This window comes from Pseudoxanthomonas sp. SGNA-20 (assembly GCF_003931635.1).
Classification (GTDB): Bacteria; Pseudomonadota; Gammaproteobacteria; order Xanthomonadales; family Xanthomonadaceae; genus Pseudoxanthomonas.
Genome location: NZ_RRYK01000002.1, coordinates 19,308 through 34,183, shown reverse-complemented (window position 1 = coordinate 34,183; position 14,876 = coordinate 19,308). Strand labels below are relative to the sequence as shown.

Sequence of the window (14,876 nt, the reverse complement as noted above, 5' to 3'; positions counted from 1 at the left end):
GGCGCAAACTCCGCCCGTTTCCCGGCCTGGGCCACGGCCCCTTGCCCTGCGCACCGGCCCGGATACAGCGCCGGACGACCCGCCGTGGCGGGTGCATGGCCGACGCGCGACGACCGCCGGGGCCCACCCACCACGACCCCGCCGCCTCGCCACATGCCGATGTCCCGTTGTCCTCCATGGAGGCAGCATGAAGTACGTCGTACGTGCGTCGGAATTGAACCTGCGGTCCTCGCCCAGGGTGGTTTCGACCAACCGCATCGGCCTGTTGCCGCGCGGGCACGAGGTGGAACTGCTGGAGAAGGCGGCGGCGCCCTGGTGGAAGATCCGCACCCGGCTGGACGGCACCCCGGTCGAGGGCTATGTCTCCTCCGCCTACCTGGTGGCCGGACCGGAAAAGGCGCCCCCGGAGGCGGTGGCGAAGAAGCTGGTGGAGGTGCACCTGCAGACCAGCCAGCCCGTCACCCGCGGCCGCGATGGCGGCCGCGCCTTCGCGCTCAACGAGGCCGGCGCGCCGCGGCGCGATGCCCGCACGCCGGCCGCGCGCGCCGCGCAGCTGCTGGAGATCGTGCACTGGCTGCGGGTGGACAGGAGCGCGCGCTACCTGCGCAAGGGCAGCAGCACCTTCTGCAACATCTACAGCTACGACTACTGCTTCCTGGCCGGCGCCTACCTGCCGCGGGTGTGGTGGACGGCGACCGCGATCAGCGCGCTCAACTCCGGCAGGAGCGTGGCGGTGGTGTACGACCAGACCGTGCGCGAGCTCAACGCCAACAGCCTGCACGACTGGCTGCCGGAGTTCGGGCCGCAGTTCGGCTGGCGCCGGGAGTTCGACCTGGACGCACTGCAGGCGGCGGCCAATGCCGGCGCGGTCTGCCTGGTCTCGGGGAAGAACGCCAACAGCGAGAGCCCCGGCCATATCTGCCCGGTGGTGCCGGAGAAGGGTACGCGGCAGGCCGACCGCAGGAACGGGCGGGTCCACGCGCCGCTGCAGAGCAATGCCGGACGCGAGAACTTCCAGTTCGGGACGCCGCGCTGGTGGACCTCGGCCACGTTCAGGAGCACTTCGTTCTGGATCCATGACTGAGACGGCGGGCGTGCCCAGCGCCGCCAGGGAGGGGATATGGATAGGGAGCAGGCGTCCACGCCGATGGAACGTGCCGCCGGACACATGGACGGCACGCTGGGACAGGGGGCCGGGCTGCAGGACCGCGCGGCCCTGGCCGGGGAGGAGGCGCGGCTGGTGGAGCGGCGCCGCGCCCGCGCCGGCATCGACCCCGGCGCGCCGCGCATCGGCCTGGCGCTGTCCGGCGGCGGCATCCGCAGCGCGACCTTCTGCCTGGGCCTGCTGCGCGGCCTGGCGCAGAACGGCCTGCTGAAGCGCTTCGACTACCTGTCCACGGTATCCGGCGGCGGCTACGTGGGTGCCGCGTTCACCCGGGTGGTGCAGAAGATCGGCGTGGTCGAGGCCGAGAACGCCTTCGCCCGCAGCGATTCGGTGCTGCTGGAATGGCTGCGCCGCAACGGCCGCTACCTGACCCCGCGCGGCGCGCGCGACGTCGGCGCGGCAGTGGCCACCTACCTGCGCAGCGCGCTGGCGGTGCACGCGGAGATGGCGGTGCTGGCGGTGCTGCTGGGCGTGCTGGTGGTGCTGCCGCACGCCCTGCACAACGACCTGGACCTGGTGCTGTCCGCGCAGTGGCAACCATGGGCGTCGGCGTGGTTCGTGCTCGCGGCGGCGGCGTGGATGCTGCTGGCCTCCAGCACCCTGGTGCCGTACTGGACCCTGCGCGACCTGCCACGGGAGGCCAACGAGCCGGGGACGCCGCTGCTGGCCATCCTGCCGCCGCGCGCGGCCGACGTGGTGGTGCTGGCGCTGCTGCTGGCGGGCCTGTGGCTGCTGCCCGGGCGCGACCTGGCCTGGCTGCAGCCGCCCTGGGCGGCGCCGTCGGCGGCGTTCTTCCTGTGCCTGTTCGCCGCCGGCACCCTGGCCCGGCATGCCGGGCTGTACCTGCGCCTGTCCGGGCGCTCGGACGAACGCCCCAACACCCGCCTGGCGCAGCAACGCAACCGCCTGACCGAGGCCTTGCGCCGCGCCAATGCGCTGGCGCTGGGGCTGGCCGGGCTGGGCGTGGTCGACGTGCTTACCTGGCAGGTGGCCAAGCTGCTGGAACAGGGCGACCGCTGGCTGGAGGGCGGCCTGACCCTGGGCAGCCTGCTGGTGCTGCTGCGCGCGTTGAGCGAACCGCTGCAGCGCATGGCCCGCTCCTCGGATGGCCCGCATGCGCGCTGGACGCCGAAGCTGCTGAACCTGCTGGGCCTGCTGGTCGGCGCGCTGGTGGTGTGCGCCTGGGTGCTGCTGGTCCAGTGGGTGGTGTTCATCGCCCCGTTGCGGGGCGAGGACGGCGTGCTGGCCTACCTGCCGTTCTGGGCGCGCGCGGCGGTGCTGGGCGCGCTGGCGCTGGCCTGGGTGCTGCTGACCCAGCGCAACCGCGACTGGGTCAATTCCAGCTCCCTGCACGGCTTCTACCGCGCGCGCCTGGTGCGCGCCTACCTGGCGCTGGGCAACGTGCAGCGCTTCGGCCCGCGCCTGGATGGCGAACGGGAATCGCCCGACGCCTGGTCGGTGACCACGGTGGTCCCGGGCGACGACACCGACCTGTCCAGCCACCGTCCCGAGGAAAACGGCGGCCCGCTGCACCTGGTCGGGGTGTGCCTGAACCAGACCCGCGAGGCGGCCAGCGGCATGTACAACGCCGACCGCAAGGGCCTGGCCGCCACCATCAGCGCGCGCGGCATGGAGCTGGGCAGGGACCGCTTCCTGCCGCTGGCGCAGATGCGCGACCCGGGCACCCTGGGGCGCTGGATCGCCATTTCCGGCGCGGCGGCCTCGCCGGGCGCGGGCTCCTACACCTCGCGGGGCTGGGCGGTCCTGCTGTTCATGGTGGGGGCGCGCCTGGGGTTCTGGCTGCGTCCGCGCCAGGAGGGCGCAGCGCAGGAGGAGCCGGCGCGCGACGGCCTGCTGCGGCGCGCCGGGCGCTGGCTGGGCACGACCAAGTTCGGCCTGCTGGCCAGCGAGGCGCTGGCGTCGTTCGCCGGGCCGTGCCAGGACTGGTGGTACCTGTCCGACGGCGGGCACTTCGAGAACACCGGCGTGCACGCGCTGCTGCAGCGCCAGCTGGACTTCATCGTGCTCGCCGACTGCGGCGCCGACCCGCGCTACGAGTACGACGACCTGGAGAACCTGGTGCGCAAGGCGCGCATCGACTTCGACTGCGACATCGAGTTCTGCACGCCGGAGGACGCCGCCGCGATGGGCGCGGTCGCCAGCGAGCACCTGGCGGTGCTGGCACCGGAGGACCTGGCCAAGAACTACACCGCGCGCGGCGTGCTGCTGGCGCGGATCTGCTACAACCGCAGCAACCCGGCGCGGCGGCGGCTCGGCACCCTGCTGGTGGTCAAGCCGGCCCTGCACGTGTCGCTGGACGCCGACGTGCTGGCCTATGCCCGCCGCCATCCGCTGTTCCCGCAGCAGCCGACCTCCGACCAGTTCTTCGACGAGGCGCAGTGGGAGAGCTACCACCGCCTGGGCGAGGACATGGGACGGGCGCTGCGGGCGGAGTGGCTGGAGAAGGTGCACGGCTGGAACATGCCGGCGCCAAGGCCGGGGAATGTGCTGGAACCGCTGCGGCGGCCGCCAAAGCCCGAGCCGCAGAAGGCGCCGGTGCCGTTCTGGCGCCCGGAAACCAGGGCCGCCGCGATCGGGGCCACCGTCGGCGTCGGCGTGCTGGGCACGCTGCTGCTGCCGATGGCGCAGGCATTGCAGCAGTGGCAGCAGGAACGCAGCGCACGCGAGCAGGCGGTGGAGGCGGTGCTGGACGGTGTGGATGCCATCCGCGAGGCGAGTCCGGACAAGCCGCCCGGCGCGGACGAGCGCGGCGCCGTGCGCCTGCTGGCCGACGCAGTGCGCTACGGTGGGGTATCGGCGCGGGTGCGCCGCCATGCGGCCAGCCGCCTCGCGGGGCTTGCGGCGCTATGCCAGGTCCCCGCGGATCCCGCCGGGAACAGCTGCGATCCGGCACGCCACTGGGTATGCGACGACGTCTGCGGCACGCACCCCGACCAGGACGACCCGTACTGGATGCCCGCGCCGCAGCAGGAGCCCTGCAGGAATCCCCTGCTGGCACGCTTGCCCGCGTGCAACCGGCAACGGCCCGCGGATGCAGGCACGATGGCCATGCCGGAACCGGCCGTGGCTGCCGGCGGCAGTACTGCCTCGACCTACCCGGAGGCCGCGGCGGACCCGGAGGCGCCCGGCATCGACGGGCCGACTGCGCTGCAGTCCGGTCCCGGCGGGGGCAGGGGGCCGGCGTCGGTGCCGGAACCGGGCACGGAGGAGCCGGCGTCGGTGCCGGCGCCGCTTCCGGTCGAAGCGCCGGCTCCGGCACCGCCGGCGTCCGCGCGGGTCCCCGCGCTCGCGGCATGCGGGACGGAAGCGTCGCCCATGACCCTGTACGTGCAGGTACACGACGAGGCCAGCCGTGCCTGGATCGCCGACCTGCTCAAGGGCGACTCCGATATCGCCCCGGCGCTGGGGAATACGGTGCGCGTGCCCGGCATCGAGAACGTGGTCGCCACCGCGCAGCGCCATGGCCGCAATCCGCCCGCGCCCTGGCCGCGGCCGACCCTGCTGGTCCACCGCCGCGGCAACGAGGGCGACCGCGAGTGTGCCCGCGGGATTGCCGCGGCGCTGGCGGCGCGGGAGCCTGGCCTGGAGGTGCAGGTGCGCGAGCTGGCCGCGTCCATCCGCAGCAACCGCCGCGTGATCGAACTATGGCTGCCGCCCTGCGCCACGGATGCGGGCACGCCCGGTCCGGCGCGTTGCGAAGCCGTGCCTTAGCGCCGCTGTTCTGCCCGGGCGGGAAAGGGCACAAACAGGAAGGCCATGCCGGCGCACCGGCATGGCCTTCGGTGGCGCGCGGACGGTCCGCTCGCGCGGACCGCAGCGGCTCAGGCGGCGCCGCCCTTGAGCCTGGCCAGGCGCAGCCAGGTATCGACCACGGTGTCGGGGTTGAGCGACACCGACTCGATGCCTTCCTGCATCAGCCACTCGGCCAGGTCCGGGTGGTCGGAGGGACCCTGGCCGCAGATGCCCACGTACTTGCCCTTGGCGCGCGCGGCCTTGATCGCCATCGACAGCAGCTTCTTGACCGCCGGGTTCCGCTCGTCGAACAGGTGGGCGACGATCGAGGAGTCGCGGTCCAGGCCCAGCGACAGCTGGGTCAGGTCGTTGGAGCCGATCGAGAAGCCGTCGAAGATCTCGAGGAACTCGTCCGCCAGCAGGGCGTTGGACGGCACCTCGCACATCATGATGATCTTCAGGCCGTTCTCGCCCTGGCGCAGGCCGTTCTTCGCCAGCACCTCGACCACCTTGCGGCCTTCCTCGAGCGTGCGCACGAACGGGATCATCACCCAGAGGTTCTCCAGGCCCATCTCGTTGCGCACGCGCAGCACCGCCTTGCATTCCAGGGCGAAGGCGTCGGCGAAGGACGGATCGACGTAGCGGCTAGCGCCGCGGAAGCCGATCATCGGGTTCTCTTCCTCAGGCTCGTAGCGCTGGCCGCCGATCAGGTTGGCGTACTCGTTGGACTTGAAGTCCGACAGGCGCACGATCACCGGGTTGGGCGCGACCGACGCGGTGAGGGTGGCGATGCCCTCGGCGAGGCGGTCGACGTAGAAGCTGACCGGGTCGGCGTAGCCGGCGACGCGCTCGTCGATCCGGCGCTTGGTGTCCGCGTCCTGGCTGTCGTACTCCAGCAGCGCCTTGGGGTGCACGCCGATGTGGCTGGCGATGATCATCTCCAGGCGCGCCAGGCCGATGCCGGCGTTGGGCAGCTGGCCGAAGTCGAACGCACGCTCGGGATTGGCGACGTTCATCATGATCTTCAGCGGCGCCGGCGGCATGTTGCCCAGGTCGGTGGTGGTGCGCTCGAACGGCAGGCGGCCGGCATAGATGTAGCCGGTATCGCCCTCGGCGCAGCTGACGGTCACTTCCTGGCCGTCCTTGATCAGGTCCAGCGCGTTGCCGGTGCCGACCACCGCCGGCACGCCCAGCTCGCGGGCGATGATCGCCGCGTGGCAGGTGCGGCCGCCGCGGTTGGTGACGATGGCGCTGGCGCGCTTCATCACCGGCTCCCAGTCCGGGTCGGTCATGTCCGCGACCAGCACGTCGCCCGGCTGCACGCGGTCCATGTCCTCCAGCGAGCGCACCACGCGCGCCACGCCGGCGCCGATCTTCTGGCCGATGGCGCGGCCCTCGGCGATCACCTCGCCGCGCTTCTCCAGCGCGAAGCGCTCGATCTGGGTGGCGTGGCCACGCGACTTCACCGTCTCCGGACGCGCCTGCACGATGAACAGCTTGCCGGACACGCCGTCCTTGGCCCATTCGATGTCCATCGGGCGGCCGTAGTGCTGCTCGATGGTCAGGGCCTGGCGCGCCAGCTCGTGCACGTCCTCGTCGGAGAGCGAGAAGCGGTTGCGCAGCTCGGCCGGCGTGTCCTCGGTGCGCACGCGCTCGCCGGGCTGGTCCGAATACACCATGCGGATCGCCTTGCTGCCGAGCGAGCGGCGCAGGATCGCCGGCTTGCCCTGCTTCAGCGTGGGCTTGTAGACGTAGAACTCGTCCGGGTTCACCGCGCCCTGCACGACCATCTCGCCCAGGCCGTAGCTGGCGGTGACGAACACCACGTCGCGGAAGCCGGACTCGGTGTCCAGGGTGAACAGCACGCCGGAGGCACCCACGTCCGAGCGCACCATCAGCTGCACGCCCGCCGACAGGAACACGTCCTCGTGCTTGAAGCCGTGGTGCACGCGGTAGGCGATCGCGCGGTCGTTGTACAGCGAGGCGAACACTTCCTTGACCTTGTGCACGACATCGTCGGCGCCGGTCACGTTGAGGAAGGTCTCCTGCTGGCCGGCGAACGAGGCATCGGGCAGGTCCTCGGCGGTGGCGGAAGAGCGCACGGCCACCGCCACGTCGCCGCCGCCGTTCTCGCTGCACAGCTTCGCGTAGGCGGTGCGGATATCGGCATCCAGCGCCGGCTGCAGCGGGGCATTGATCACCCACTGGCGGATCTCGCGCCCGGCCGCGGTAAGCGCGTTGACGTCCTCGACGTCCAGCTGCGCGAGCCGGTCGTAGATGCGCTGGTGCAGGTCGTTGTGCGCGATGAAGTCCTTGAACGCTTCGGCCGTGGTGGCGAAGCCACCCGGCACCGAGACGCCGAGGCCGGACAAGTGCCCGATCATCTCGCCGAGGGAGGAATTCTTGCCGCCGACGCGTGTCAGGTCGGCAAGACGAAGCTCATGCAACCACAGGATGTTCTGGTTCAAGTGCGATGCTCCGTGGAGCCACGCCCGGCCGGGCAATGGCCGTGTCCCGAGGTATGTGGGGTGGTTATGATGCCCCTGCGATTTGCGGCATATCAATGTTGATCATGTCATTCAACACGAAACCGGAGACGTCACAGGCATGAGCGCGATCCGCCCTGTTTTCTACGTTTCCGATGGTACCGGTATCACGGCGGAAACCATCGGCCACAGCCTGCTGACCCAGTTCAGCGGATTCCAGTTCGTGACCGACCGCATCGCCTTCGTCGACGACCTCGACAAGGCGCGCGAGGCGGCCGCGCGCATCCGCTCGGCCGGCGAGCGCTACGGCGTGCGGCCGATCGTGGTCAATTCCTGCGTCGATACCCAACTGAGCATGCTCCTGGCCGAAAGCGGGGCGTTGATGCTGGACGTGTTCGCGCCGTTCATCGAGCCGCTGGAGCGCGAGCTCAACCAGCCCCGGCAGGCGAGGGTGGGGCGCGCGCACGGCATCGTCGACTTCGACAGCTACCACCGCCGCATCGAGGCGATGAATTACGCCCTGGCGCATGATGACGGCGTCGCGCTGGACTATGTCGACGCCGACGTGGTGCTGGTGGGCGTGTCGCGCGCGGGCAAGACCCCGACCTGCGTGTACCTGGCGCTGCATTACGGCGTGAAGGCCGCCAACTACCCGCTGACCGACAGCGACCTGGACAACGACAGGCTGCCGGAGCGGCTGCGTCCGTACCGGCGCAAGCTGTTCGGACTGACCATCGATCCGGACCGGCTGCAGCAGATCCGCCAGGAGCGCAGGCCGGATTCGTCCTATTCGCGGCTGGAGACCTGCAGGCGCGAGGTGCAGGCGGCCGAGGCGATGTTCGCGCGCGAGCGCATCCCGACCCTCAGCACCACGCACACCTCGATCGAGGAGATCTCCAGCAAGGTGCTGGCCACCTTCGGCCTGCAGCGGGAGATGTTCTGAACGGCGGCCCGTACGCATGGGGGCCGGCGTCGGGCTTTTCAATGCTGCCGCGCGCGCGCCTTGCCGTGTAGCATCGGGCGCATGCAGCAGGCACTCCCCATCGTCGCGCGTATCCCCAGGATCGGCCGCTTCGGCTGGCTGATGGGGCTGTACGCGGAGAACCACGCCCGCCTGACCCGGCTGTTCGCGCCGGCCGGGCTGGCGTGCGGCAGCTACGTGTCCTCGCTGGGCGACGGCCTGGACGTGCGCCTGGACGTGCTCGAGCGCCACCGCTACACGGTCGAGCTGCGCCTGACCTACGACCTGTGCGACCCGGTGACCGGCGAGCCGGACCCCTCTGCCTACCTGCGCCTGTACAACGACGCCCGCCAGGTCGAGACCACCCACTGCTACGTCGGCCGGCGCTGGCAGGACGTGATCGGCATGTACCCGCCGCCGGCCGAAGTGGTGGGCCACCGCCTGCGCATGAACACCTTCCTGGGCAAGTGGCTGCAGTACCTGGCCGAGCAGGGCCACGGCGTGGCCACGCTGCGCCCGGCGCCGCCGCTGGCCGCGCCGCGGGCACCGCTGGCGGCCGTGGCGCGGGACTGACCATGGGCTTCGATCCGCGTTCCGTGCCGCTGTCGGTGCTGGACCTGGCACCGGTGTGCGAGGGCTCGGACGTCTCCGCCGCGCTGGCCAACAGCGTCGACCTGGCCCGCCATGCCGAGGCCCTGGGCTACCGCCGGTTCTGGCTGGCCGAGCACCACAACATGCCCGGCATCGCCAGCGCCGCCACCGCGGTGCTGATCGCGCACGTGGCCGCGCATACCTCGAAGATCCGGGTTGGCGCTGGCGGGATCATGCTGCCCAACCATTCGCCGCTGCAGGTGGCCGAGCAGTTCGGCACCCTGGCCGCGCTGCATCCGGGCCGGATCGACCTGGGCGTGGGCCGCGCGCCGGGCACCGACCACGCCACCGCGCGGGCGCTGCGCCGCTATTTCGACTCCGCCGAGCAGTTCCCGCAGGACGTGCAGGAGCTGCTGCGCTATTTCGAGCCGGTGCAGCCGGGCCAGGCGGTGCAAGCCGTGCCCGGCGCCGGGCTCGGGGTGCCGGTGTGGATCCTGGGTTCCAGCCTGTTCGGCGCGCAGCTAGCCGCGGCGCTGGGCCTGCCGTACGCGTTCGCCTCGCACTTCGCCCCGGATGCGCTGGAGGAAGCCCTGCTGGTCTACCACCGGCACTTCCGGCCATCGAAGCACTGCGCCGAGCCGCACGTGATGCTGGCGGTGAACGTGGTGGCCGCGGCCACCGACGCCGAGGCGCGGCGGCTGTTCACCACCCCGCAGCAGGCCTTCGTGAACCTGCGCCGCGGCCGCCCGGGGCTGATCCCGCCGCCGGTGGACGACATCGAGGCCTACTGGAACCCGCAGGAGAAGGCCGGGGTGGAGCGGGCGCTGGCCTGCAGCGTGGTCGGCAGCCGCGACACCGTGGCCGAGGGCCTGGCGCGCTTCGTCCAGCGCCACCGCCCGGACGAGCTGATCGTGGTGGCCAACCTGCACGACCACCAGGCCCGGCTGGAGTCCTACCGGATCGCGGCCGAGGCCTGGGGCCTGGCGGCCGCCGGTTGACCACCTGAACGGCGCCGACGGACGGCGCTCGCTATTCCGGACGAATACGGGTATCGTGCCCCCACTGTGTTTGCATGGGTCACCGTGAATCGTGGCCTGATGCAGTCGATCCGACGATCGCGCTACATCGTTCCGCTTTGCCTAACACCTGCAACCCAGTACCCGCCGCGGATGTCCCGCGACCGGGTTTTCCATTTTTCCGTTGAGGAGTTAGCAAACATGTCCGATCGTCAGACCGGTACCGTCAAGTGGTTCAACGACGCCAAGGGCTTCGGCTTCATCACCCCGGAGAGCGGTGCCGACCTGTTCGTGCATTTCCGTTCGATCCAGGGCTCGGGCTTCAAGTCGCTGCAGGAAGGCCAGAAGGTCTCCTTCATCGTCGTGCAGGGCCAGAAGGGCCTGCAGGCCGACCAGGTCCAGGCGCTGTAACTGACTGGCCTTCCCGGCTCGCGCCGGGATCGCAGACCGGAACGCCGGGGGCGCAAGCCTCCGGCGTTTTCCGTTTCCGGGCCCGGCGCGCGGCGCAACGGATGGCAAACGCCGGCCGTGCGAGGATGGGCGCAGTCGAACAGGAGTTGCCGATGCTGACCGTCCATCACCTGGAAAATTCCCGTTCCCAGCGCGTGCTGTGGCTGCTGGAGGAACTGGAGCTGCCGTACCACGTGGTGCACCACAGGCGCGACCCGAAGACCCTGCTGGCGCCGCCGGAGCTGCGCGCCGTGCACCCGCTGGGCAAGGCCCCGGTGCTGGTGGATGGCGGCCAGGCGCTGGCCGAATCCGGTGCGATCCTGGAATACCTGGTCGAGCGCTACGACACCGGCTATGCGCTATCGCCGCCGCCGGAACCGGCGCTGGCCGAGGAGCGCCTGCTGTACCGCTACTGGATGCACTACGCCGAGGGCTCGGCCATGCCGCCGATGCTGCTGTCGCTGGTGCTGCGCCGGATCCGCAACGCGCCGATGCCGTTCTTCGCCCGGCCCATCGCCCGCGCCATCGTCGACCGCACCCTGGCCGGCTTTGTCTCGCCGCAGGTGAAGCTGCACCTGGACTGGATGGAGCAGGCGCTGGACGGCGGCGGCTGGTTCGCGGGCGAGCGCTTCACCGCGGCCGACATCCAGATGAGCTTCCCGATCGAGGCCGCGGCGGCGCGCGCCGGGCTGGACGGCCACCCGAACCTGCGCGGCTTCCTCGAGCGCATCCACGCGCGCCCGGCCTACCAGCGGGCGCTGGAGCAGGGCGGCCCGTTCGCGGTCGCCACCGGCTGATCCGCCCGCCGGCGGCGACCCATGCGGATCGGATTCGACAACAGCTTCCTGCGCGAACTGCCCGGCGACCCCGAGGCCGGGCCGCGCGTGCGCGAGGTCTTCGCGGCCTGGTCGCGGGTGGATCCCACCCCGGTGGCCGCGCCGCGGCTGCTGGCCTGGTCGCCCGAGGCCGTGGCCCTGGCCGGGCTGGACGCCGCCGACGCCGAGCACCCGGACTTCGCCCGCGTGTTCGGCGGCAATGCGCTGCTGGAAGGCATGCAGCCGTGGGCGGCCAACTACGGCGGCCACCAGTTCGGCAGCTGGGCCGGGCAGCTGGGCGATGGCCGCGCGATTTCGCTGGGCGAGGCGATCGGGCCGGACGGCGGGCGCTGGGAACTGCAGCTCAAGGGCGCGGGGCGCACGCCGTACTCGCGTTTCGGCGACGGCCGCGCGGTGCTGCGCTCCTCGATCCGCGAGTTCCTGTGCAGCGAGGCCATGCACCACCTGGGCATCCCCACCACGCGCGCGCTCAGCCTGGTCGGCACCGGCGAGGAGGTGGTGCGCGACATGTTCTACGACGGCCATCCGCGCCCGGAGCCCGGTGCCGTGGTGTGCCGGATGGCGCCCAGCTTCCTGCGCTTTGGCAGCTGGCAACTGCCGGCCTCGCGCGGCGATACCGCGCTGCTGCGGCGGCTGGCGGACCATGTCCAGCGCCACCACTTTCCGGACCTGCATGGACTGGGCCCGGCCGGCGACGCGGAATGGTTCGCGCAGGTGTGCGAGCGCACCGCGTGGACGGTGGCCGGCTGGATGCGGGTGGGCTTCGTCCACGGGGTGATGAACACCGACAACATGTCCATCCTCGGCCTGACCATCGACTACGGTCCCTATGGCTGGCTGGAGGACTACGACCCGGACTGGACGCCCAACACCACCGACGCCCACGGCCGCCGCTACCGCTATGGCGCCCAGCCGCAGGTGGCGTACTGGAACCTCACCCGGCTGGCGCAGGCGCTGGCGCCGCTGTTCGGCGGGGTCGCGCCGCTGGAGGCCGGGCTGCAGCGCTACCTGGACGCCTGGGCCCGGGCCGAGCGGGAAATGGTGGCCGGCAAGCTGGGCCTGGCCCGCGCCGGCGCCGGTGACGTGGCCCTGTTCGAGGACCTGTGCCGGGTGCTGCAGGCCGGGCAGTTCGACCTCACCACGTTCTTCCGCCAGCTTGGGGAGGTGGATCCGGCCACGGCCAGGCCGGCGGACTTCGCGGCGGTGTCCTACGACGCCGTCGCGGCCGCGGCGGTGTCGCCGGCGTTGCAGGAGTGGCTGGCACGCTACGCCGCGCGCCTGGCCGACGACCCGCTGGCGCCACCACGGCGGCGCGAACGCATGCGCCTGGCCAATCCGCGCTACGTGTTGCGCAACTGGCTGGCGCAGGAGGCCATCGACCGTGCCGAGGCCGGCGACCTGGCGTCGGTGGCGACGCTGCTGGAGGTGATGCGCCGCCCGTACGAGGACCAGCCTGGACGGGAGCACTACGCCGGCCTGCGCCCCGAATGGGCGCGCCATCGCGCCGGCTGCTCGATGCTGTCCTGCAGCTCCTGACGGCGTTACCGTTTGCGCATCCCGTCCGTCCGGAGAGCTTCCCCGATGTCCGCAACAGTCGCCGAACCCGCCACCCAGCCGGCCTGGGCCTCGCTGGTCCGCGAGATCCCGGACTTTCCCTCGCCGGGCATCGTGTTCCGCGACATCTGCCCGCTGCTGGCCGATGCCGACGGCCTGGCCGCGATGCTCGACGACCTGGCCGCGCCATGGCGCGGCGTGGCGATCGACCTGGTGGCCGGGATCGAGGCGCGCGGCTTCATCCTCGGCGCCGCGCTGGCGCCGCTGCTGGGTGCCGGCTTTCTGCCGCTGCGCAAGCCGGGCAAGCTGCCCGGGCCGGTGGTCGAGGAACAGTACGCGCTGGAATACGGCAGCGACCGGCTGCAGCTGCAGGCCGGCGCGGTCGCGCCGGGCACCCGCGTGCTGCTGGTGGACGACGTGCTGGCCACCGGCGGCACCCTGGCCGCGGCGGCCCGGCTGCTGGCACAGCAGCAGGCCCGGGTGGTCGGGGCGGGGGTGCTGATGGAGCTGGTGGCCCTCGGTGGCCGTGCCCGCTGGGAAATCGACGCGCCGCTGGTGGCCTTGCTGAGGCACTGAGGCGGGATCGGGTTCGGGATTCGGGATTCGTGGTTGGTGCTTCGCGGGGCGCGTAGTCCGGACAAGGCGGCGCATCCGGGGGCGCGACGCGCGCCCCGGTAGGCAGGGTCAGAGCCTGCGTACGCGGAAGCGGCGGCCCTTGATCCTGCCGGCTTCCAGCCGCTGCAGGGCGCGTTCCGCCTGTGCGTTGGCGATGGCCACGTAGGAGCGGGTGGCCGCAATCACGATCTTGCCGATGGCCGATCCGGGCAGGCCGGCCTCGCCGGTCAGGGCGCCGAGGATGTCGCCGGGGCGCAGCTTGTCGGTCTTGCCGCCGTCGATGCGCAGGGTGGTCATTGGTGCCTGCGCCGGCTGCGCGGGGCGACCGGTGGCCAGCGGCGCGTTCTCGCGCGGCGGCGGGCTGTCCTGGGCGGCGGCGATCATCCCGGCGCGCGCGTTCTCGCGGCCGGCGACCAGGCTCAGGGCCAGGCCACGGCGGCCGGCGCGGCCGGTGCGGCCAATGCGGTGGCGGTAGGCATCCACGTCGGTGGGCAGCTCGTAGTTCACCACCGCGGCCAGGTCCTCCACGTCCAGGCCGCGCGCGGCCACGTCGCTGGCAACCAGCACGTTGCAGCTGCGGTTGGCCAGCTGCAGCAGCACTTCGTCGCGGTCGCGCTGCTCCATGTCCCCGTGCAGGGCCAGGGCGGAGAAACCGAACTGGCGCAGCGAGCCGGCGACCTCGTCCACGTCCTTGCGGGTATTGCAGAACACCACCGCCGATTCGGGGCGATGGCGCAGCAGCAGGCCGGCCACGGCCTTCTGCCGGAACTGCGGGTCCACGTCGAAGAAGCGCTGCTCGATGTCCGGCGCCGATTCACCGCCGTCCACCGAGACCTCCACCGGATCGCGCAGCAGCTGGCGGGCGAGTTCGCGGATCGCATCGGGGAAGGTGGCCGAGAACAGCAGGGTCTGGCGCTGGCCGTGGCAGCGGTTGGCGATCTCGCGCACCGGCTCCTCGAAGCCCATGTCCAGCATGCGGTCGGCCTCGTCCAGCACCAGGGTGCGGACCACGCCCAGGTGCAGCACGCGCTTGCGGGCCAGCTCCTGCACCCGGCCCGGCGTGCCGACCACGACCTGCGGGTCGTGCGCCTGCAGCGAGGCGATCTGCGGCTCCAGCACCACGCCGCCGGTGAGCACGCTCAGCTTGAGGTTGGGGATGCCGGTGGCCAGGCGGCGCAGCTGGCGGCCGACCTGGTCGGCCAGCTCGCGGGTCGGGCACAGCACCAGCGCCTGGCAGCGCGATTGGCCCGGATCCAGCCGCTGCAGCAGGCCCAGGCCAAAGGCGGCGGTCTTGCCGCTGCCGGTGGGCGCCTGCGCCAGCAGGTCGCGGCCTTCCAGGATCGGCGGTAGTGACTGCGCCTGGATCGGCGTGGCGGCGGTATAGCCCAGCGCGTCCAGTCCGGGACGCAGGGCGGGGGAGAGCGGCAGCGCGGCAAAGTCGGTCATGCG

At 71.8% G+C, this 14,876-nt stretch carries 11 protein-coding genes; 9 read left to right on the top strand and 2 right to left on the bottom strand.

The genetic code is table 11. The features are described 5' to 3' along the window. Nucleotides 1-187: 187 nt before the first annotated feature. Both EIM48_RS05465 and EIM48_RS15415 read left to right on the top strand, forming a co-directional pair. A complete protein-coding gene (locus EIM48_RS05465) occupies nucleotides 188-1,084 on the top strand; it encodes an SH3 domain-containing protein (protein ID WP_084220859.1) in 897 nt (298 codons plus the stop codon). A gap of 36 nt (nucleotides 1,085-1,120) precedes the next feature. Continuing rightward, nucleotides 1,121-4,897, top strand: a complete 3,777-nt coding sequence (locus EIM48_RS15415; protein WP_199728390.1) for a patatin-like phospholipase family protein — start codon at nucleotides 1,121-1,123, stop codon at nucleotides 4,895-4,897. A 110-nt stretch (nucleotides 4,898-5,007) separates the two neighbouring features. Here EIM48_RS15415 and ppsA read toward each other — a convergent pair whose 3' ends face one another. Beyond that, nucleotides 5,008-7,386: a phosphoenolpyruvate synthase gene (gene ppsA, locus EIM48_RS05455; RefSeq protein WP_125111256.1), complete on the bottom strand. Its 2,379-nt coding sequence runs from the start codon at nucleotides 7,384-7,386 to the stop codon at nucleotides 5,008-5,010. A 139-nt stretch (nucleotides 7,387-7,525) separates the two neighbouring features. Between ppsA and EIM48_RS05450 the strand changes: the two genes are divergently transcribed. The 7 genes from EIM48_RS05450 (at nucleotide 7,526) to EIM48_RS05420 (ending at nucleotide 13,388) form a co-directional block, all read left to right on the top strand. Then, the gene (locus EIM48_RS05450) at nucleotides 7,526-8,347 is read left to right on the top strand and encodes a pyruvate, water dikinase regulatory protein (RefSeq protein WP_019397335.1); all 822 of its coding nucleotides are present in this window, start codon (nucleotides 7,526-7,528) and stop codon (nucleotides 8,345-8,347) included. Between the two features lie 81 nt (nucleotides 8,348-8,428). After that, on the top strand, nucleotides 8,429-8,938 hold the full coding sequence (locus EIM48_RS05445) for a DUF1249 domain-containing protein (protein ID WP_019397334.1): 510 nt from the start codon (nucleotides 8,429-8,431) through the stop codon (nucleotides 8,936-8,938). 2 nt (nucleotides 8,939-8,940) lie between these two features. After that, nucleotides 8,941-9,954: an LLM class flavin-dependent oxidoreductase gene (locus EIM48_RS05440; protein WP_019397333.1), complete on the top strand. Its 1,014-nt coding sequence runs from the start codon at nucleotides 8,941-8,943 to the stop codon at nucleotides 9,952-9,954. 219 nt (nucleotides 9,955-10,173) lie between these two features. Next, a complete protein-coding gene (locus EIM48_RS05435) occupies nucleotides 10,174-10,383 on the top strand; it encodes a cold-shock protein (RefSeq protein WP_013535118.1) in 210 nt (69 codons plus the stop codon). 152 nt (nucleotides 10,384-10,535) lie between these two features. After that, on the top strand, nucleotides 10,536-11,219 hold the full coding sequence (locus EIM48_RS05430; RefSeq protein WP_026010233.1) for a glutathione S-transferase: 684 nt from the start codon (nucleotides 10,536-10,538) through the stop codon (nucleotides 11,217-11,219). 21 nt (nucleotides 11,220-11,240) lie between these two features. Beyond that, nucleotides 11,241-12,794: a YdiU family protein gene (locus EIM48_RS05425; RefSeq protein WP_125111255.1), complete on the top strand. Its 1,554-nt coding sequence runs from the start codon at nucleotides 11,241-11,243 to the stop codon at nucleotides 12,792-12,794. Between the two features lie 45 nt (nucleotides 12,795-12,839). After that, nucleotides 12,840-13,388, top strand: coding sequence for an adenine phosphoribosyltransferase (locus tag EIM48_RS05420; RefSeq protein WP_125108622.1), 549 nt, complete (start codon nucleotides 12,840-12,842; stop codon nucleotides 13,386-13,388). Nucleotides 13,389-13,496: 108 nt separating this feature from the next. Here EIM48_RS05420 and dbpA read toward each other — a convergent pair whose 3' ends face one another. Then, nucleotides 13,497-14,873 carry an ATP-dependent RNA helicase DbpA gene (gene dbpA, locus EIM48_RS05415; RefSeq protein WP_125111254.1) on the bottom strand — a complete coding sequence of 459 codons (1,377 nt, stop codon included), beginning with the start codon at nucleotides 14,871-14,873 and terminating at the stop codon, nucleotides 13,497-13,499. Between the last annotated feature and the right edge of the window lie 3 nt (nucleotides 14,874-14,876).